Origin of the sequence: Caldivirga sp. MU80 (assembly GCF_001663375.1) — an archaeon.
GTDB lineage: Archaea > Thermoproteota > Thermoprotei > Thermoproteales > Thermocladiaceae > Caldivirga.
The window spans coordinates 22,839-41,549 of record NZ_LCTF01000023.1; the positions used below are offsets into that span (position 1 = coordinate 22,839).

18 protein-coding genes are annotated in these 18,711 nt (G+C 50.9%); 8 read left to right on the top strand and 10 right to left on the bottom strand.

The features are described from left to right. Positions 1–21: 21 nt before the first annotated feature. Together AAX04_RS07595 and AAX04_RS07600 are read right to left on the bottom strand one after the other, a co-directional pair. Complete coding sequence (locus AAX04_RS07595; protein ID WP_084761266.1) at positions 22–2,037, bottom strand: glutamate synthase; 2,016 nt, start codon at positions 2,035–2,037, stop codon at positions 22–24. Continuing rightward, positions 2,031–4,256, bottom strand: coding sequence for an FMN-binding glutamate synthase family protein (locus AAX04_RS07600; protein ID WP_066796377.1), 2,226 nt, complete (start codon positions 4,254–4,256; stop codon positions 2,031–2,033). Before AAX04_RS07600 ends, AAX04_RS07595 begins: the two co-directional genes overlap by 7 nt. Positions 4,257–4,570: 314 nt before the next feature. Here AAX04_RS07600 and thsB point away from each other — a divergent pair, with 314 nt between their 5' ends. Next, a complete protein-coding gene (gene thsB, locus AAX04_RS07605) occupies positions 4,571–6,247 on the top strand; it encodes a thermosome subunit beta (RefSeq protein ID WP_066796379.1) in 1,677 nt (558 codons plus the stop codon). Positions 6,248–6,260: 13 nt separating this feature from the next. Here the strand turns inward: thsB and AAX04_RS07610 are convergent, their stop codons facing one another. After that, positions 6,261–6,611 carry a hypothetical protein gene (locus AAX04_RS07610; RefSeq protein ID WP_066796382.1) on the bottom strand — a complete coding sequence of 117 codons (351 nt, stop codon included), beginning with the start codon at positions 6,609–6,611 and terminating at the stop codon, positions 6,261–6,263. A 53-nt stretch (positions 6,612–6,664) separates the two neighbouring features. On the opposite strand from AAX04_RS07610, the gene AAX04_RS07615 reads away from it, so the two are divergent. Further along, positions 6,665–7,087, top strand: a complete 423-nt coding sequence (locus AAX04_RS07615; RefSeq protein ID WP_066796385.1) for an Lsm family RNA-binding protein — start codon at positions 6,665–6,667, stop codon at positions 7,085–7,087. An 11-nt stretch (positions 7,088–7,098) separates the two neighbouring features. Further along, positions 7,099–8,640, top strand: coding sequence for a tRNA guanosine(15) transglycosylase TgtA (gene tgtA / locus AAX04_RS07620; RefSeq protein WP_162270121.1), 1,542 nt, complete (start codon positions 7,099–7,101; stop codon positions 8,638–8,640). Positions 8,641–8,687: 47 nt separating this feature from the next. Here tgtA and AAX04_RS07625 read toward each other — a convergent pair whose 3' ends face one another. Next, on the bottom strand, positions 8,688–9,203 hold the full coding sequence (locus tag AAX04_RS07625) for a gamma carbonic anhydrase family protein (protein ID WP_066796391.1): 516 nt from the start codon (positions 9,201–9,203) through the stop codon (positions 8,688–8,690). 103 nt (positions 9,204–9,306) lie between these two features. On the opposite strand from AAX04_RS07625, the gene AAX04_RS07630 reads away from it, so the two are divergent. Both AAX04_RS07630 and AAX04_RS12390 read left to right on the top strand, forming a co-directional pair. Then, complete coding sequence (locus tag AAX04_RS07630) at positions 9,307–9,708, top strand: MarR family transcriptional regulator (protein WP_238377837.1); 402 nt, start codon at positions 9,307–9,309, stop codon at positions 9,706–9,708. Continuing rightward, positions 9,701–9,838: a hypothetical protein gene (locus AAX04_RS12390; RefSeq protein ID WP_238377838.1), complete on the top strand. Its 138-nt coding sequence runs from the start codon at positions 9,701–9,703 to the stop codon at positions 9,836–9,838. The genes AAX04_RS07630 and AAX04_RS12390 overlap by 8 nt, the downstream gene beginning before the upstream one ends. A 2-nt stretch (positions 9,839–9,840) precedes the next feature. On the opposite strand, the gene AAX04_RS07635 is transcribed toward AAX04_RS12390, so the two are convergent. The 6 genes from AAX04_RS07635 to purB form a co-directional block, all read right to left on the bottom strand. Beyond that, positions 9,841–10,077, bottom strand: coding sequence for a hypothetical protein (locus AAX04_RS07635; protein WP_238377839.1), 237 nt, complete (start codon positions 10,075–10,077; stop codon positions 9,841–9,843). A gap of 1 nt (position 10,078) precedes the next feature. After that, on the bottom strand, positions 10,079–10,855 hold the full coding sequence (locus AAX04_RS07640; RefSeq protein ID WP_066796395.1) for a plastocyanin/azurin family copper-binding protein: 777 nt from the start codon (positions 10,853–10,855) through the stop codon (positions 10,079–10,081). A gap of 311 nt (positions 10,856–11,166) precedes the next feature. Further along, entirely contained in the window at positions 11,167–12,174 is a 1,008-nt protein-coding gene (locus AAX04_RS07645; RefSeq protein WP_066796432.1) for a formate--phosphoribosylaminoimidazolecarboxamide ligase, read from the bottom strand. A 2-nt stretch (positions 12,175–12,176) separates the two neighbouring features. Beyond that, positions 12,177–13,226 (bottom strand): formate--phosphoribosylaminoimidazolecarboxamide ligase family protein, encoded by a 1,050-nt coding sequence (locus AAX04_RS07650; RefSeq protein ID WP_066796398.1) that lies wholly within the window; start codon positions 13,224–13,226, stop codon positions 12,177–12,179. A gap of 86 nt (positions 13,227–13,312) precedes the next feature. Continuing rightward, a complete protein-coding gene (locus AAX04_RS07655) occupies positions 13,313–13,897 on the bottom strand; it encodes a phosphoribosyltransferase (protein ID WP_066796402.1) in 585 nt (194 codons plus the stop codon). A gap of 75 nt (positions 13,898–13,972) precedes the next feature. After that, on the bottom strand, positions 13,973–15,388 hold the full coding sequence (gene purB, locus AAX04_RS07660; RefSeq protein ID WP_066796409.1) for an adenylosuccinate lyase: 1,416 nt from the start codon (positions 15,386–15,388) through the stop codon (positions 13,973–13,975). A 116-nt stretch (positions 15,389–15,504) separates the two neighbouring features. Here purB and AAX04_RS07665 point away from each other — a divergent pair, with 116 nt between their 5' ends. The 3 genes from AAX04_RS07665 to AAX04_RS07675 all read left to right on the top strand — a co-directional run. Continuing rightward, the gene (locus AAX04_RS07665; protein WP_066796411.1) at positions 15,505–16,518 is read left to right on the top strand and encodes an adenylosuccinate synthetase; all 1,014 of its coding nucleotides are present in this window, start codon (positions 15,505–15,507) and stop codon (positions 16,516–16,518) included. Further along, positions 16,515–17,939, top strand: a complete 1,425-nt coding sequence (locus AAX04_RS07670) for an NAD(P)/FAD-dependent oxidoreductase (RefSeq protein WP_066796413.1) — start codon at positions 16,515–16,517, stop codon at positions 17,937–17,939. Before AAX04_RS07665 ends, AAX04_RS07670 begins: the two co-directional genes overlap by 4 nt. Positions 17,940–18,114: 175 nt before the next feature. After that, on the top strand, positions 18,115–18,711 hold a 597-nt coding region (locus tag AAX04_RS07675), incomplete at its 3' end, for an amino acid permease (RefSeq protein ID WP_156519754.1).

Consider the following 18,711-nt stretch of genomic DNA (forward strand, 5'->3'; position numbering starts at 1 on the left):
AACCTAATCATGTTTATGGGGTTATTCAAACCCGTAATTAACCGGTGTGGGTATTCCCCTAACGCCCGGCTTAATCACCGTGTACCTTTCCCCTATTAAATCATCAATAACCTGCTCATCGATGCCCAACTCCCTTGCGTAGTCGAGCAGTATTGGCTTCAGCTCCCTAACCTCATCCTCTGTAAGCTCTCTGTAGTCCATGGTTGGCCTTGGTACGTGGCTAACCTGAAGCACCCTACTCAACCACTCATTGAAGGTGTCCTCCGGGTAACCCTCCTCCCTAAGGGCCTCCACCAGGGCCTTAACCTCATGGCTTGAGGGGGCTAGGCCAACCTTACTGTAATCAACCCTGCCCCTGATGTATATCCTACCACCAACCATGCCACTCCCAATGTAGCTACCCGTCAACTCCACGCTTTTACCTAGCTTATACGCATCAATGCCAAGAACCATTATGACGCCACCCGCCATGTACTCGCCCAGGTAGTCGTCAACCCTACCGCCTATTACCATGTAGGGCCTCCTGTTGGAGTACTCCCTCATCTGAACCCCAACCCTATTACCCGCATTACCTCTCACGAAAATCCTCCCACCCTGGAAGGCTTGCCCTAGCACATCCCTCGCATCACCATGGACCACAACCTTACCGTCGTGCATTGTGTCGGCCACATCATCTTGCACATTACCGTAGACGACGAACTCAACCCCATTGTTCAGATTAGCAAGTGAGTTGCCCGGCGTGCCGTATATCTCAACCCTAACACCCCTAACCCCGTACCTGGGCAGGTTAACCCCTATGAACCTCTGCCCATTAACGTTAACAACCCTAACCACCTTATCACCCCTCATAACCCTCCTCAGGATATCCTCATTAACCTCCCTATACCCCAACCCCCCTGCATCTACGACGTCACTGTCGATTGGCCTTGGGAAAAGCCTCTGGGGGAAGAAGACCTCAACCTGCTCCACGGGCCTACCCCAAGATACAACACCCCTCTTAATCGATGCTATGAAGTAGCCGCCTGGGGCTAGTGTCCAAACCCTGGCTTCGGGTGAAATAGCCCTGATCTCAGCCTCCTCACTGGCTGCGTAGTAGTACTGCCCATCGTACCCTATCACAATTGGCCTCAGCTTAAACCTGTCAGCTAGGGCTATTAGGTAGACGTCGCCGTTGTGATGCATGGTCATGACCAGGGTGAATGGTCCATCAAGCCTGGCCCACCTGTACTCGTTGAGTAACCTAACTAGTAATGGGTCGGTGATGCCCCTGAGCGATGGGTTAACCATGATTTTAACCGCATCCTCAATGTCAAGCCCATTCACCTTAACCAGGTAATTAAGTATGTAGGCGGCTATCTCGCTGTCCGTACCCACAAACCCCCTAACCCCCATGGTTAAGCCCAAGTGGACTGCATTGACGCCGTAGGAGCTTAACTCGCCGTTGTGCACCACGGCAATGTCGTTAATGGCGAATGGGTGTGACCAGTAGGGTAGGTAGCCCGGTGAGTTTGTTGGGAACCTGGTGTGGGCTACCCAGGCATCGGCCTCAAGGCTATTGACGCCGTATACCTTAGCCACCTCCTCAGGGTGCCCAACCCCCTTAAACACGGTCACGTGTCTACCCCAGTAGTAAACCCTACCAACACCCCCCATCTCCCAGAGCCTATCATTAATGTTGTTGATTAAATCGCCGAGGCCATCACCGGTGCCGTTTACCTCATACTCAACGTCAACCACACTACCCACCTTAGCCTTAACGGTGGAGTTGATTACCCTGACCCCAGCCTCACCTAGTCCATCCCTAAGCAGCGAGTCAACGTCCTCGTAGTGCTCCCTCACGGCGAATAGGCCGATCCTGTAGTTACCATGGCCGTTGAGGCTTATGGCAGCGTAGCCGGCGCCAAGCCCAATCCCCCTATACCTCACGGCGCTAATCCCAGTAACAACGTGGTCTCCCTTAACCCTCTCGGCGTTGCCGCTGGCCCTTATTACGCCTAGGACTCCGCATGATGATGGGTAGTGGTTGACAATCACCATTCCCCAGCCACCTTAACCCTCAGCAGTTCCTTAACCCTGGGGTCAAGGGCCCTCAGAAGCTCCCTATTACCCACGACGGTTGAGTAGTACGTGTAAACCCCAGCGGCGCCCAGTAGTTGAGCCACCTCCCTCTTCAACCCATTCACTATGTTTATGAGCTTATCCTCAAAGCCCCCTGGCACAATAGCCTTACTTAATATTGAACTAACCTCAACGGCATCAGCCCCCAGGGCGGCCAGTTTAACCACGTCCCCTGAGCTCCTTAAGGCCGACATGTGAGCTACCACGTCGACCCTATACCTAACCCCAAGCCTCCTCAACCCCAGGTCGGCGTTGACCAGGGAAACCTCCAGGTCCGTTTCACCGCCCAACTCATCATCAATTATTATGCCTGAAACCAAGTTTAGGTACTGCTTGACGTGGCTGATGGGGTCTTTAAGTGGGGGTAGCCTTACGTACACCGGTGCATCCGTTTCGGGGGTTAATTTCCCACCTAGGTAGCTTGGGTTAGTTACGAGGGCTGCCATGCCCCTAAGCGGCCTATCCCACATAACCCTCGATGCATGCCTGCCTGTTGGGTTAGGTAACCCATACAGGTCTATGGCTATGTCCATCAGGTGAGCCACGAACTTAGCCCTCTCCAACTGCTCCGCACCCCACTCCCTAGGTGGCCTAATTATGATTGGGCTTGACATGGTTAACCTACCCCCTGCTAGGTAGACTGACGTGTCTATGTCCTCCCTGTAGGGATCTATGGATGGCTTGGTGACTTGAGCACCATCAAGCCTAAGCCAGTCAATCAACCTCTTAGGCGGCTCAACCTCAGGTGGGCCGGTGCTCCCCATGCTGGTTATGACCACGTCACCCTTCTTGGCCAGTTGACTGGCGTATATGGAGTAGTCCGGCGTCCAGACTGATCCACCGGCCTTAAGGGGAGGTGGGTCTGCGTCGCACTCATCGTCGACGTCAAGTATCTTAGCCAACTCACCGCCGATGCAGCTACCCCTCAGTAGGTCCCTCCTCCCCACGAGCTCCCTCACACTGCCTAGGCCAAGCTTATCCACTATTAAGCCCAGTTCCACCTGGAACGCCCTCAGGTAGTTTAATGCACCCCTCTTGGCCAGTTCATGGTCAACCAGCACCGATCCCTCGGTTAGCTTGCTCGTTATGCCTGCTGGGCAATTGCCCGTGTGGCATGTCCTAGCCATGACGCACCCCATTGATATAAGCACGGATGTGCCCAGGGCAACTGCGTCAGCGCCGAGGGCAATCACCTTGGCTGCGTCGTCGGCTGACGATACCCTACCTGAGGCTATCACCGTGAAACCGTCCCTAAGCCCCTCCCTCCTAAGCATCCTATCCGCCGACGCCACGGCAAGCTCAATGGGTATGCCCACGTTATCCTTAACCACCTGGGGTGCCGCACCGGTCCCGGCGCCGTGTCCGTCTATTATCACACCATCAGCCCCCATCCTAGCTATCCCAACCACGATGTAGGGTGTGTAGTTGGTTGCCGCTATCTTAACGAGGACTGGTTTACCCGTCGCCTCCTTTAGGGCATCAATCCTCTGCTTAAGGTCCTCAATGGAGTATATGTCGTGGTGTGGAGCTGGTGAGAGGGCATCAACGCCAACGGGTATTCTCCTAACAGTTGAGATGAGCTTAGTTACCTTGCTCCCAGGTAGGTGGCCCCCTATCCCAGGCTTAGCCCCCTGCCCAATCTTAATAACTATGCCGAGCCCCCTCATTAATACATCAATATCTATCCCGAACCTGGCCGAGGCCCACTGTATGAAAATCCTCCTATGCCTCCCAACCTCTGGGTGTAGCCCACCCTCACCTATACCAGCCACCAGGTTTAGTTCATCAGCAACCTCAGCCACGACAACATTGGGTACACCGGAGAGTGCCCCAAAGGACATGTCACCTATGTAGATTGGGGCTGATAACTCAACGCCCCCTATCCTGGTGGTTAAATCCGCAGTGTATGTCTCATCACCGTTAAGCGTCACCTCATACCTATCGAAGCTTAACCTATCGAGGACCCTGTACCTCCTAACACCCCTCCTAAATATCCTAATGGGCCTTCCCGTAACCGCCATTCGCCTAATCTCCTCAACAACACTACTGCTCCAGAAATCCCTAGTATAATCCTTATTTAATATTCTGAGGAAACTATTTATAATCCTTACATTTTCAAGGCCCTCTAAGTAGTGCACAGTAGGTTTACCGTTGGGGTATATTTAAGCATTACCCACATGCCTAATTCCTTGCCTTCTTTCTATAGTTCAAGTTAAATATGTGACATAATATATAGAATTAAGTTAAAGACGTTTGCCTAATGTAGTTAAGCCCATGATACCGATGGCTTCCCATGCATCTATAGAGGTAATGGAGCATCATGCAACTTAGCCTTTAGCACTCCTGGTTACCGGCCGTGTAATGGCGTGTCTCGTTCTCATGCTTATTAATTAAGGGTGGGCTCGCTTAGCATTGGGAAAGGTTTATATAGAAGCGGTTTTTAAGGGCGCTTATGAGTCAACAAGCTTACATAGCGCAGATAGGTGGTGTCCCTGTACTGGTGCTTAAGGAAGGGACCCAGAGGGCCTTCGGCAAGGAGGCACTCAGGATAAACATAATGGTGGCTAAGGCCGTCTCTGAGGTTATGCGCACAACCCTAGGCCCCAAGGGCATGGATAAGATGCTCATCGACAGCCTAGGCGACATAACCATAACGAACGATGGCGCCACCATCCTAAACGAGATGGATGTCCAACACCCAATAGGTAAGCTACTGGTTGAGATAGCTAAGACACAGGACGATGAGGTTGGGGACGGCACAACCACCGCCGTTGTCCTGGCTGGGGCGCTGCTTGATGAGGCCGAGAAGCTCATTGAGAAGAACATACACCCAACCGTCATAATATCGGGCTTTAAGAAGGGGCTGGACGCCGCAATTCAGTACCTATCAAAGATAGCCATACCGGTTGATAGGGATAACATAGATGTACTCAAGAAGGTGGCCGCAACGTCAATGCACGGCAAGATAAGTGAGACCGTTAAGGATCAATTCGCCGAGCTTGCGGCAAGGGCAGTGTCCATGATTAAGGAGCAGAGGGGTGATAAGTGGATAGCCGACCTGGACAATGTTCAACTGGTTAAGAAGCATGGGGGTAGCCTACTGGACACCCAGCTCATTCAAGGTGTGGTTGTTGATAAGGAGGTTGTGCACGCCGCAATGCCCAAGAAGATAACCAACGCCAAGATAGCCCTACTGGACGCACCACTGGAGGTTGAGAAGCCTGAGATAGACGCTGAGATTAGGATACAGGACCCAACACAAATCAAGGCCTTCCTAGATGAGGAGGAGAACATACTGAGGGGTTACGTGGATAAGTTGAAGTCAATAGGGGTTAACGTAGTCTTCACCACTAAGGGCATTGACGACATAGCCCAGTACTACTTAGCTAAGGCTGGTATTATGGCTGTTAGGAGGGTTAAGAGGAGTGATATTGAGAAGCTCGTTAGGGCCACTGGAGGAAAGCTCGTCACTAACATAGACGACCTAACGGAGAATGACCTAGGCTTCGCCGGGCTTGTGGAGGAGAGGAGGGTTGGGGACGAGAAGATGGTGTTCGTTGAGCAGTGCAGGAACCCGAGGGCTGTGAGCATACTGATTAGGGGCGGCTTCGAGAGGCTCGTTGATGAGGCTGAGAGGAACCTCACCGATGCGTTAAGCGTTGTGTCGGATGCCATAGAGAACCCGTTCATAGTGCCCGGCGGTGGTGCACCTGAGGTTGAGGCTGCTAAGGCTGTTAGGCAATTGGCCGCTAAGGTCAGTGGTAGGGAGCAGTACGCCATTGAGGCCTTCGCCAACGCCCTAGAGGCCGTACCCAAGACCCTAGCGGAGAACGCTGGCCTAGACGCAGTGGACATATTGACCGAGCTGAGGCACATGCATGAGAGTAGGGAGGATGGGTGGAAGTACGGTATTGATGCGTTCAGCGGCAAGGTGGCTGACATGATATCCCTCAACGTGGTGGAGCCATTGGTGGTTAAGACTCAGGCCTACAAGGCGGCCGTCGAGGCTGCCTCAATGATACTCAGGATTGATGAGATAATAGCCGCCAGCAAGATTGAGAGCGGGAGTGAGAAGGGGAAGAAGGAGGGTGAGGAGGGTACAGGCGGTACCTCAGGTGGCGGCGACTAATTGGGTTAAAGGGTCACTTGGTTAATTGCCTTAAACCAATGTAAATCTTCTCCCCCAAACCAGGCCTATTCTTAACAACACCCCCCTCCATGTGCATTATGAATCCCCCAATGGATAACCTAACGTAGTCCTCCCCGGAGTAGTAGACCACGCCCCACATGTACACGCTCCAATTCTCCCTATAATTCTCATCCCTACTGCTTGATAGGGAAACCAACACGGAATCCCCCTCCCTAAACCTATTCACCACGGCTGGTAGTTCAATCGTCAGTAGGCCGTCTTCACCCTCAAGCCTAAGTTTAACCACGTTGTTTGGCTCATACTCTAGCCCCGTGACCCTGTAGGTGCCCTTATACTCGTACATCGCCTGGTTTAGGCTATTAGAGTTTAAAAAGGCCACTGTATAGGACTACTGGTATGGCCTTTGGTGAGGGGGCTAGGCGATTCAACGCTGAGGTCATGGGGATGCTTGGGAGGATGGTGCTCGTCAACCTCATGGATGGTTCATCGTACAGGGGGCAGTTGGTTGGTATAGACCAGGGGTTAAACATGGTGCTTGTGAACGTCGTCAGCAGTAAGAATGAGAGGTACCCTAAGGTGCTCATTAGGTCTGAGGCCATACGGGATGTTGCATTGATTGAGGAGTACATTGACCTAAGGGAGTTGGCTAAGATACTTGAGAAGTACTTCCCAGGCATGGTTAAGTACATAGACGAGACCAACACCATAATCGTGGGGGAGAACGTGACCGTTACCGAGGAGGGTGTTAAGGGGACTGGGTTAATGGCAAGGAGGGTTAAGGAGATTTACGATGAGTACGTCCAGTCGAGGAGGAGGTGATGTTTGAAGTAGTGGAGAAGGATGAGGTAGCCAGGATAGGTAAATTGTACACGAGGCATGGGGTAGTGGAGACACCCGCATTATTCCCTGTGATAAACCCAAGTAAGCAGTACGTTGAGTTGAGTAGGATTAGGGATTTGGGTTTCAGCCAAGTCATAACCAACGCGTACATAATCAAGGGCACCTACGGTGATTCAGCCAGGGATTTGGGGATCCATGAACTGTTGGGCTGGGACGGGCCACTAATGACCGACTCCGGGGCTTATCAAATACTCCAGTACGGCTACGTCGACGTAAATCCTGATGAAATACTCAGGTATCAGGTTGAGATAGGCAGCGACATAGGGGTAATCCTAGACATACCCACGGGTTACCCAAGGCCAAGGGACCTGGTTGAGGTTGAGGTTAATGAAACCGTTAGGAGGGCTAGAAGGGCAATACTGATGCTCAGGGAGTTGGACCCGGATCATAGGATGCTTATTGTTGGGCCAACTCAGGGTGGGGTGTATGGGGACATACTGGCCTATTCAGCTAGGGTTGTCTCAGAGCTGCCCTTCGACATATATGCCATAGGTAGCCCAACAACGCTACTTCAATCCTATAACTTCACCAACATAGTGAAGATGATACTCACGGTCAAGTCCACTGTACCCGCTGGTAAGCCCATCCACCTATTCGGCGTTGGGCACCCGTTAATAATGCCCCTCGCAGTTGCCCTCGGCGTAGACATATTCGACTCGGCCTCATACATGCTCTACGCCAATGATGACAGGGTCATCCTAAGCAGCAGGACTGTTAGGCTGGGTGAGTTGGACAGGGGCTACGTACTTGATGGTTGCGGTAAAAGTGCGGGTGAGCTTTTGGAGATGGGTAAGGAGGAGAGGGTTCGGTTAATAGCCCAGCATAACCTATGGGTCCTGTCGAGGGAATTAGCCGAGATTAAGCAGAGGATCAGGGAGCATGACCTGTGGGGTTACGTGGCGCAGAAGGCTAGGCAACACCCATCACTCTACAGGGCGTATGTTGCGTTAAGCAGGAGCCCACTCTTCAGTAAATTGGTGTCCAAACTGGCCAGTGGGCTTAAGGTTAATGCAGCCCAGTTAAACATCCTCGACGAAGCAGACTTGGCGAGACCCGAGGTTCAGTGGGCTGGCTTTAGGCTGCGTAGGCTTATTGAGGGTATGGGTGACTTAAACAACGCACTGGTAATCATCGGTGACTACGATGAACCATTCATAAGGACTCAGGTGGCCGGTGAGCTCATTAGGCTGGGCGTCAGGGTATTCCTATACCACGGCGCCTACGGCCTAATCCCCATTGAACTCAGTGATGTTTACCCATTCTCCCAAACAACCAGGGTCAACCTGAGACCGAGGAGGGTTAGTTTAAAGGTGGGTAATGCGTTAATCATCGTTGAGGATAGGTACAGGGACGTTGTAAAGTACATTAGGTGTGAGGGTGAATGCACGGTGCTTTACGTGGACTCGCTCAAGAACATTAAGGCCTATGAGAGGTACATAAGGTCATTACTAACCGGCAACCCCCAACCCTGATTAGACCTTAGTTAATTATCCGCTGTTTAAGGGGGTGATTGTTCGGCTTATAATGAGCCATTGCCGTATGCCTTAGCCAGCTCCAGGTAGGCCTTGTAATTCTCGATAATCCTCTTAACGTCATCATCGGTCACGCTTCTAATCACCCTGGCGGGCACCCCAACCGCAATGCTCCTGGGTGGTATCCTGGTACCCTCCGTAACCACTGCGCCGGCGCCGATTATTGAGTATTCGCCGACCTCCGAGTTGTTGAGGAGTATCGCCCCCATCCCAATAAGCACGTAGTTACCCACCCTAGCCCCGTGGATGATTGCCCTATGCCCCACCGTAACCCCCTCACCTATAACAGTCTCAATACCCCTATCCGTGTGCACCACGGCATGGTCCTGGAGGTTACTGAACCTACCTATTGAAATGCGGTCCTCATCACCCCTAACCACGGCGTATGGCCATAGGCTAACCTCATCACCAACATCAACATCGCCGATAACGTACGCCGTAGAGGCTATGAACACACCTCTACCCAACCTAGGGCTCTTCCCATTGAAACTAACTATGGGCATGAGAGGCTGGCGCCGCCGTTTTTATAAGAGTTTATTAATTGAGGATTTTTACCCGGGGGATCAGCACCAAATGTTTTTATAGGCAATTAATGATTAAGGTTAAGTGGGCAGCGGGTTAAGCTCACTAGGCGTAGCTATGGTTATTGTTGGAGCGGTGGTGTTGGCGGTGGCCCTAGTTACACTGATTACTGCATTACCAATGGTCAGTTACATGGGTTACTACCACTGTATGGGTATGATGTGTGGTTCAATGTTCTACTACCCGTTAATCCTCCCACTAACACTGTTGATAATCGGCTTAGTACTAATGGCGTTGCCATTCACACTACTTAGGCAAAACAGTGGCATAGGTGGTTCAAGCACAAATGCATCCCCACAGCCTACAGGTAAAGGACTCGATGTGCTTAAGTTGCTACCAAGGCAGGAGAGGGAGGTTTTAGAGTACATAATTAAGTCCGGTGGTGAGGTTTACCAGTACCAGGTTATGAGGGACCTCAATGAGTAAGGTTAGGGCCTGGAGGATAGTGCGTAGGCTTGAGGAGAAGGGGCTCGTTGAGGTTGTTAAGGTTAAGGGGAGAAACATAGTTAGGTTAAGGAGAAATTTTAACGATTCATCAACTCAAGTGGCTTCCTAAGGTTAGCTGCACGATGGGCCGTGGGATTCATGCGCATTTGAACCTGAACCACGGCTTATGGCTCTAATCAACCAAATTATGAGGAGTATTATTAACACTATGAACAGTAGGAACATTAATGCGCCGATTATCCACCACCCAAACCCGAACCATAGCCCCGGTCCCCATCCCCAACCCCACCAACCCATACAGCAAAATAACACCCCAATTACCAGTGGTAGTATTAGCACAGGCACCACGTTAACCACCCACCACGATTAATTTACCGTACATGCCCCCCTCGGCATGTCCAGGATAGGTGCATATGTACCAGTACGTGCCAGGTAGGTTAAGTGACACGGTGTATTGGTAACCATACGCATACCCAGAGTTATAGTTGGCTGGGGGTAGCCACCTCATGTAGAGCATCATCTGTGGACCCATGCCACCATACATGCCTATATACGGCATTACGTTGTACGGGTAGGGTGGTGGTGCCGTGGTTATTACGAAGTTGTGGTACATATCGTCATCAAGGTTTATGAATGTGATGTGAATGATGGCGCCGGCGGATACTACTATTGTTGGGTTTATTAGGCCGTATATTACGAAGACATCGCCATGGGAATAGGATGGCGCCGTGGCGTTAAACATACGTTCAGCATCATCCCTCATCATGGCTATGACCACTAGGTTCACTTGAGTACCCGTAAATACTATTGTATTGTTCTGTGGGTAAACATGCGCATTGCCAGGTAGCTTCATGGCCATGTTAAGTGATTCATTTATCGAGTAGTAGGTGAAGTACCCATAACCTAGGGTACCGTATTGGTTCCGGTTTGGCTGTTGCCCGGCATACAAGTTGCCGTAACCCCGCATCCAGCCCCACATCCAACCCCATGGGTAACCTCCATAATATCCATAGCGGTAGTAGCCATTACTAAACACGTGCACCATGTACGCCGCACCTACAATTGCTGTTACCACCGCCACCGCAGCCACTACACCTACTATGATCCACGTTAACCGGCTTGCCATATCGGTCAAGTGAGCTTACCGGTTTCAGGCGTAAAACCGTTCGCTGTAACCACATGGAAACCAGCCATGCAGTAACCGTTTCATTAGGCCCAGCCAGAGGGTAATTACCATGGGGGTTTCACTTTTTATTATTGAGTTTAGTTTAATAAGAGGCTGTTCTTTAGGGTGCATGCTTAGCGGGTGATGATTCTAGAGCCCACGGACTAGTGATGATAAATGCCGCTTCTGACCACTGGATGAACCTGACCCTTGCGGTAAACCTGCTGTAACCAATTCAACCCAAGTGTACCTTAAAGGGGAGTGTGAGGTGGCTAGGTGACAACCTCGTGTAGCCTGCCCGACTTGGCTGCCGTCACCAATTCGTGGGCTATCCTCTCACCCATATCCATGGGTCTATCGAAGTAGAGGACTGAGTACTGGCTACCAATGCCCATGTATACGTTGGTCCCAGCCACTATCCTACCTGAGAACTCGAAGACCACTATGGTTAAGTCATCCTTGATTATTGACTCAAGGCTGTAGGGCCCAATCATACCTGGAGGCACTAATTCGGAGACCGCCCTGGAGAATTCCTCACCGTACCTCTGGACCGTGGGTAGGAGTGACTCCCTTAGGACGATGGGTAGGTTACCCACCACCACGAAGGTTGGTTCGGCTAGGTTAAAGGTTCTACCATCCACGTTGCTCTCATACCTAATATCCATCCCAAAGAGTTCAACCCGCCCATAAACCCTTGAAGCAAAATAATGGTAGTAGGCTGGCACGCCGACTATGTACTCCTGGATAATGTAGTCATCATCCTTAACACCACTTAGCTTATCCATGAGCTCCCGTGGGTCCTTGGCTATGAAGTAGCCCCTACCACCCTTAGCGCCGGATAGCTTAACTATGACGGGCCTATCCACACTGCTTGGGTCATTAAACGACTTGGGTATGGGTATGCTGGCGTATTCAAGTAGCTTCATCTTCTTGCTTTGGCTCGCCTCCCACTCAAGCAGGTACCTGTTACCGAAGGTTGGTATGGGCATCCTTAGGGCCCTCCTCCAGCCAACGTACTCAACGTAACTACCGTGGGGTATCAGCACGGCGTTATCCCTAGTCAACTCATCGGCCAACCTCTCGAATTCGCTGAAGTCAACCTCAATCACCCTGTCTATGAAGTTGAACCGCCTGTAAAACCACCCAACACCAGGCTTAGCCACAGCCACGGTACCCAACCCAAGCTTCTTGGCGCCCCTCAGTATTTGTAGGGAGCTGTGGCTCGCTATGGTGACTACCTTAAGCCTATCCACGTCGTACCCCTTAACAACCTCCTCAATGTTCATGTGGTCACCTCGTCAAGCATGTTGTTGTTCATAGCCTCCTTAATCTCAATCGCTATCCTCCTGCCGATGGATATTGGCCTACCGAAGTATAGCTTACTGTACTGCCCGCCTATGCCAATGTAGGCGTTTGTCCCTCCCCCTATCCTCGGGGCTACATCATAGACCACCAGGTCCAGCTCTGGGGTGACCATGAATTGGAGGGTGAATGGCCCTATAACGCCGGGTGGTACAAGCTCCTCAACGGCCTTCACGAACCTGTGCCCAATTTCAAAAACCTTCTCAAGTAGGCTCTCCCTAATCGTAGCCGGCTCATGCCCAACCTCAATGTACCTAACGTCAATGTCCAGCCCCAGTTGGTCCCTAGCCGGTATCCTGTATACGCCATCGAGGTTTGACTGAATTCTCCTATCGAAACTATGCAGCTCAAGCCTCCTCCTAACCCTGGAGTAGAAGTAGTTAGCATTGAAGTGGGCCCCTATGACCAACTCCTCTATCGACGCCTGCTCCAGGTCACTCAACCTTATTATCCCCTTATCAGCGAGCTCCTTAACCTTCCTCGCCGCATCATCCCTATCCCTAGCTATGAAGAAGCCCCTCTCAACCCTCCTAACCGCCTCAGGTAGCTTAACTATGACCGGCCTATCAACCTCATCAATGCTGTTGAAGGTCCTGGGCCTCCTTATGCCCGCGTGGTCAAGTAGCCTATAGTAGTTGAAGGGGCCGCTCCTCTCCTCCCACCTGAGCAGGCGCCTATTGCCGAATATGGGTATTGGGAACCTCTCCTCAATGTTATCATACCCCACGTAGACTGCGAAGGACCTATTAGGGACGAATACAGCATCCTCAGCCTTCAACTCACTGAGAACGGGCTCAGTCACCATTTCCTTGAAGTCGTCGACCAGTATTAGCCTATCAACAACGGGGAATTCCCTGTAGGGGAGGTCTCTACCCCTCTTAGCCACGGCCACAGTCCTAAACCCCTCATCCTTCGCGCCGTCAAGTACGTCTAGGGCTGAGTGGCTTGCTAACACGGCTATGGAAACCATGCAATCATTATAATCAATCACCCTTTTAAGCGTTTCGTTAGGATTAGAATTACGTTGAATTAATTAATCACATGAATATTTAAGGGCTAACGGACCTTCATTGTGTGCTTAATAATATTAATTATGCTGTTTATAATCTCCTCATTGAAGTGCTTGTTTAACCCCATCTCCCTGGCGATATCCCCAGGATCCCTGTTAACTGACAATTGCCTCAACACCTCGGCAATGCTCCACGGGAATATGATCCACTTGGTAGTCTCCGATGAGTAGTAATCGGGCTTAACCATTGACCAGGGTTTATGGAAGAGCACCGCGGTTTTGATTAAACGCGGGCCCTGGGTTGAAATGTAGTTGACGGCAGTCCTCATTGTATTACCGCTGTCCGTGACGTCGTCGACGATTAGCACCTGCTCACCCTTAACATTCACCTCACCGGCTATGACCATTGGGCTGCTGGCCCTAACCCCAATACTGGTGTAGGACTTTATGGTTATTGTTAGTACCCTGGGTACGTTGAGGAGGTCCGACAATAACCTGGCTACTATGTAGCCACCACGCATTACAGCTACTATTACCGTTGGTCTGAAGCCTGAGGATGCTATTAACTCGGCTAATCTAACGCTCAACTCCTCAATTCTATTCCAGTTGATTATTTCGAACTCCCTCTTCATTTAACGTTAACGTGTTTAGGCTAATTTAGTTAATAAATGCTTCGGGTGATTTAAAACATTGTTTAGGTAATTGATTCAATCAATCCCAAGCACCTGTGTCATGGACTCCCTCTCCCTGCGGCACACCCCCTCCACCTCATTAAGCAGTGCCCTGCAGCCACTCGCCACGTCCCTGGCTATGGACTCTGCGTAACCAGTGTAGTTACTTGGCTTTAGGTTTAGGAGGACTTCATCATTAACCCCAAGCCCCTTAATGGCGTCGAGGTAATCCTCAGCCCCCATCCTGGATCCCCTAAACACTTTAAGTGACCTCTCGTATGCGTCCACCAACCCCAGTGACCTTAACCTAACCTGAACCGCCTCACTGAGAACCTCCCAGTGGTTATTGAGGTCGCTGCTTAAGGCATCTACATCAGCCTCAACACCCTCCATGAATGCCCTAAGCCTCTTAACACCAAGGATCACGTAACCCATGGCTAACCCAAGGTTCCTCTTAACCGTTGAGTCACTTAAGTCCCTCTGAAGCCTACTAACCTGAAGCATCCTGGAGATCTCCATGAGCATTGATGAACCGAGCTTCAGGTTACCCTCAGCGTTCTCCAGATCCACCGGGTTTACCTTATGTGGCATTGTGGATGACCCAACGGCCCTCCCCCTGAACCTAATGTAACCCAGCATTGAGTACATCCACAGGTCCTGGGCCAGGTTAACTAGCGAACTAGCCATCAAACCAACCATGGAGAGTAGGTGCGTTAGGTTATCGGGGGGCAGTATCTGGGTTGACACGGGCACAGGCTCAAAACCTAGGGACTCTACGAAGTCCCTAAGCAACCTCGGCCAATCCAAGTTGGCTATCATTGTGAAACTTGCCATGGAGCCGCTTGCACCGGCAACCTTACCAGTCAACTTGAATCTGGCTAATTCACCCAGCCACGTGCATAACCTGTAGGCATGGTAGGCTATTTCCTTACCGAAGGTTGTGGGCGTGGCTGGTTGACCATGGGTCCTGGCGAGCATGGGGGTGTTGGCATACTCCTCAATCAGCCTCAGCATTACCCTACCCAGTTCTACTAAGCTGGGTAGCAGGTGCCCATGCAGTATCCTCCTAACCATTATGCCTAGGGCTAGGTTATTCACATCCTCTGATGTTAAGCCTAAGTGGAGTAGGTGTGAGTACTCACCGAGGCCTATGGCCTTAAGCTTATCCCTAAGCACATACTCAAGCGCCTTAACGTCATGACCAATCTCAACCTCAAGCTCCCTAACCCTCTTAACATCATCGTAACTTAGGTTAAGCCTCCTTAACCTAGCCCTCCCCTCATCATCAATGGGTTTAACCAAGCCCATGCCAGATAACTTATCCACAAGGAATCCCAGGTAAAGCAGCTCCACCCTAGCCCTATACCTCATGAATGCCTCCTCGGAGGCCAATTCATGGTAACCAGCCAGCTCACCCCTATACCTGGCGTCCAGTGGGCTTATCACGTCCACCTCAGTTAACCCAGGTTAGGGTTAATAAACGCTCCCAAATATTTAAATGATTGTTTAAACGTAGGCCCACTATTAACCGAAAAACTTAAAAGTAGGCTGAATTGTTTAATTAAAAAGTGCCCCTTACAGTAGTTGTAGGTGGTTTCTTCGGTGATGAGGGTAAGGGTAAGGTCATCTCATACCTCAGTCTCGTTGATAAACCGGACATATGCGTTAGGACGGGTTCAATAAATGCAGGCCACACGGTAAACCTAGGTGGCAGGACTTGGAGGGTTAGGATAATCCCATCCTGCTTCCCAAACACCCAAACCAGGTTGATGATAGCCCCCGGGGCCTTGTTAAGCATACCAGTCCTCATGAGGGAGGTTGAGGAAACTGGGGCCAGGGGGAGGGTTTGGGTTGACTACTCGACGGGCGTGATTGAGGATAGGCATGTTGAGGCTGAGAGGAGCGACGAATACCTCATGAAGACCATAGGCTCCACGGGGCAAGGGGTTGGGATGGCAACGGTGGATAGGGTCCTGAGGAGGCTTAGGTTGGCTAGGGATTTCAAGGAATTGAGCGGCATGCTCACTGACGTGCCTAGGGAGGTTGATGAATCCCTAGGCAGGGGTGGGCTTGTGGTGGTTGAGGGTACTCAGGGCACCTTCCTAAGCCTATACCACGGCACATACCCATATGTGACGAGTAGGGACACCACCGCCTCAGGTGTTTTAAGTGAGGTTGGGGTTAGTCCAAGGAGCGTCAGCGACATAATCCTCGTCTTCAAGGCCTTCGTCAGTAGGGTTGGGGCTGGTGAACTACCGGGTGAGTTAAAGCCGGAGGAGGCTGAGGCTAGGGGTTGGGTTGAGAGGGGTACTGTGACGGGTAGGTTGAGGAGGGTGGCTCCATTCAACGTTGAGCTGGCTAAGAGGGCCGTCATGCTTAACAAGCCTACTCAAATAGCCGTAACAAAGTTGGATGCCCTATTCCCGGGGGCCAGGGGGAAGAGGAGTTGGGGTGAGTTACCGGCTGAAGCCAGGAGGTGGGTTAACTGGGTGAGCGAGGAGTTGGGGGTGCCAGTCACGTTAATTGGGACTGGGGAGGACGCAATGGACATGGTTGACCTAAGGAGGGGTGAGGCTGCATGATCTACGACGCCGCCATAGTTGGGGCTGGCCCAGCCGGGTTATTCGCAGCCTATGAACTGGTTAAGAATGCGGGTGGTGGTTTAAGCGTGGTTGTTTTGGATAAGGGCTACATGGCAAGGCAGAGGCATTGCCCACTGGCCAAGGTTGGTAAATGCGTCTGTGTGCCATGTCACGTAACACACGGTGTTGGTGGGGCTGGGTTATTCAGTAGTGGCATAATAAACCTAAGGCCCGACATAGGTGGTGACCTGCATGAATTAATCGGCAGCTGGAGTGTGGCCATGGATATCATAAACTACGTTGATGATGTCTTCGTTAAGTTTGGCGCACCTGTGGATAGGGTCTTCGAGCCAAGTGGCCCCACCTTCAGCGACTACCAGAGATCCCTGGCTAAGGTTGGGGCTCAGCTGGTGCCCATTAGGCAGAGGCACATTGGTACTGATGGGTCCATTAGGGTTATTGAGAATTTCACATCTTACCTAATGGAGGCTGGGGTTAGGTTCATGGTCGGTACGGCGGTGGAGCATGTGTCTAAGGATGGGGGTTTATTCCGCCTTAAGACAAGGAGGGGGGATGTTGAGGCCAGGACAGTCCTGATGGCACCCGGTAGGGCTGGGGCTGAGTGGTTTAGGGATGAGGCCAGGAGGATTGGTGTTGAGTTAAACCCGAATCCACTTGACGTTGGGGTTAGGGTTGAGGTGCCTAAGTATGTCATGGATCCATTGACGGACCTATACATGGACCCCAAGGTGATCATGTACACCAGGTCTCATGACGACAAGGTTAGGACATTCTGCGTCAACCCAGGTGGCTTCGTGGTCATGGAGAACTATGATGATAGGACCGTTGGAGTTAATGGCGAGACGTACCTGGATAGGAAGAGCAGCAACACGAACTTCGCCCTATTAACATCAATAAGGCTAACGGATCCACTGGAGGACACCATTGAGTATGGTAAGTCAATAGCCAGGTTAGCCACTAAGCTAGGTGGGGGTAGGCCAATAATTCAGAGGCTCGGTGACCTTGAGGATGGTAGGAGGTCCACTTGGGATAGGATTAGGAGGAGTATTGTTGAGCCAACCCTCAAGTTCGTAACCCCAGGTGACATTGGAATGGCTTTACCCCACAGGGTTGTTGACAACCTGCTGGAGTTCCTGAACAAGGTTGATAACGTCGTACCTGGCCTAGCATCAAAATACACACTCCTTTATGCGCCAGAGATAAAGTACTACAGTATGAGGGCAGTAGTCAACAAGCTCATGGAGACGACAGTGGAGGGTATATTCGCAGCTGGTGATGGTGCAGGGCTATCGAGGGGTATCAATGTGGCCGCGGCCACAGGTGTAATAGCAGCCTGGGGGATACTCGTTAAGCTAGGTAAGGACATTAACAATGAGCTTTTTAATAAAATAAAGCAATGATAAGGCATTGCATTGCAATATAAAAACTCGGCAATATCTCATAGACCGGTTAGAACTCCATCATTGCATCATTTAAATGTTTCATGATATGGTTATGAACATAATTTAATTAGTTAATTAAAGATTATTTTAAAATAAAGGAAATATTTATAAATCAATTTACTAGATGGTTAATATGGGAAGCAAGGGAAGGGTATTTGTAAGGGAGTCTACTGGTCTCGTTAAAACAGCTGGGTTCACGGATGCAGTGTCCATTAACATAGCCAACATGTCCGTTGGGGCCGCCCTTGGTACAGTGGGCTTCACCCTGGCCTCACTACCAACCGTGGCAGGGGTTAACCTAGTCTACGCCTCACTAATAGCCTTCGCGCTATCGATACCACAAATCATAGTATACACGATGTTAACAAGGCACATACCGAGAACCGGTGGCGATTACGTGTGGTTAACCAGGGCCCTTGGGCCTAGGTTAGCTTGGCTAGCCTTCGGCCTAGCGCTGGGCTTTGTGATCGAGTCCTTGGTCTACTACGCATTAATATCCCTAGCAGGCGTCAGCCAATTAGCCTCAGTATTGCCAATACTCGGCTTCAATGTTAACATAACACCAGCGGAGTCTGTTGCAATAGCCGTAGTGTTCTTCGCAGCCATAGTTGTGGTGAATATATTGGGTACTAAACACGGAATTAGGTTGATGACGGGTTTAACTCTATTCTCAATAACCAGCCTAGTGATATCGCTAGTAATCCTATTCATAACTCCCAGGTCATTAATA

What these genes read in the sequence shown, in the direction of transcription:
- AAX04_RS07595 (WP_084761266.1), bottom strand. Translation starts at nt 2,037, where the DNA reads ATGGTGATTGTCAACCACTACCCATCATCATGCGGAGTCCTAGGCGTA.
- AAX04_RS12390 (WP_238377838.1), top strand. Translation starts at nt 9,701, where the DNA reads ATGAGTAAGGTTAGGGCCTGGAGGATAGTGCGTAGGCTTGAGGAGAAG.
- AAX04_RS07655 (WP_066796402.1), bottom strand. Translation starts at nt 13,897, where the DNA reads ATGAAGAGGGAGTTCGAAATAATCAACTGGAATAGAATTGAGGAGTTG.
- AAX04_RS07625 (WP_066796391.1), bottom strand. Translation starts at nt 9,203, where the DNA reads ATGCCCATAGTTAGTTTCAATGGGAAGAGCCCTAGGTTGGGTAGAGGT.
- AAX04_RS07610 (WP_066796382.1), bottom strand. Translation starts at nt 6,611, where the DNA reads ATGTACGAGTATAAGGGCACCTACAGGGTCACGGGGCTAGAGTATGAG.
- AAX04_RS07670 (WP_066796413.1), top strand. Translation starts at nt 16,515, where the DNA reads ATGATCTACGACGCCGCCATAGTTGGGGCTGGCCCAGCCGGGTTATTC.
- AAX04_RS07650 (WP_066796398.1), bottom strand. Translation starts at nt 13,226, where the DNA reads ATGGTTTCCATAGCCGTGTTAGCAAGCCACTCAGCCCTAGACGTACTT.
- AAX04_RS07640 (WP_066796395.1), bottom strand. Translation starts at nt 10,855, where the DNA reads ATGGCAAGCCGGTTAACGTGGATCATAGTAGGTGTAGTGGCTGCGGTG.
- AAX04_RS07615 (WP_066796385.1), top strand. Translation starts at nt 6,665, where the DNA reads ATGGCCTTTGGTGAGGGGGCTAGGCGATTCAACGCTGAGGTCATGGGG.
- thsB (WP_066796379.1), top strand. Translation starts at nt 4,571, where the DNA reads ATGAGTCAACAAGCTTACATAGCGCAGATAGGTGGTGTCCCTGTACTG.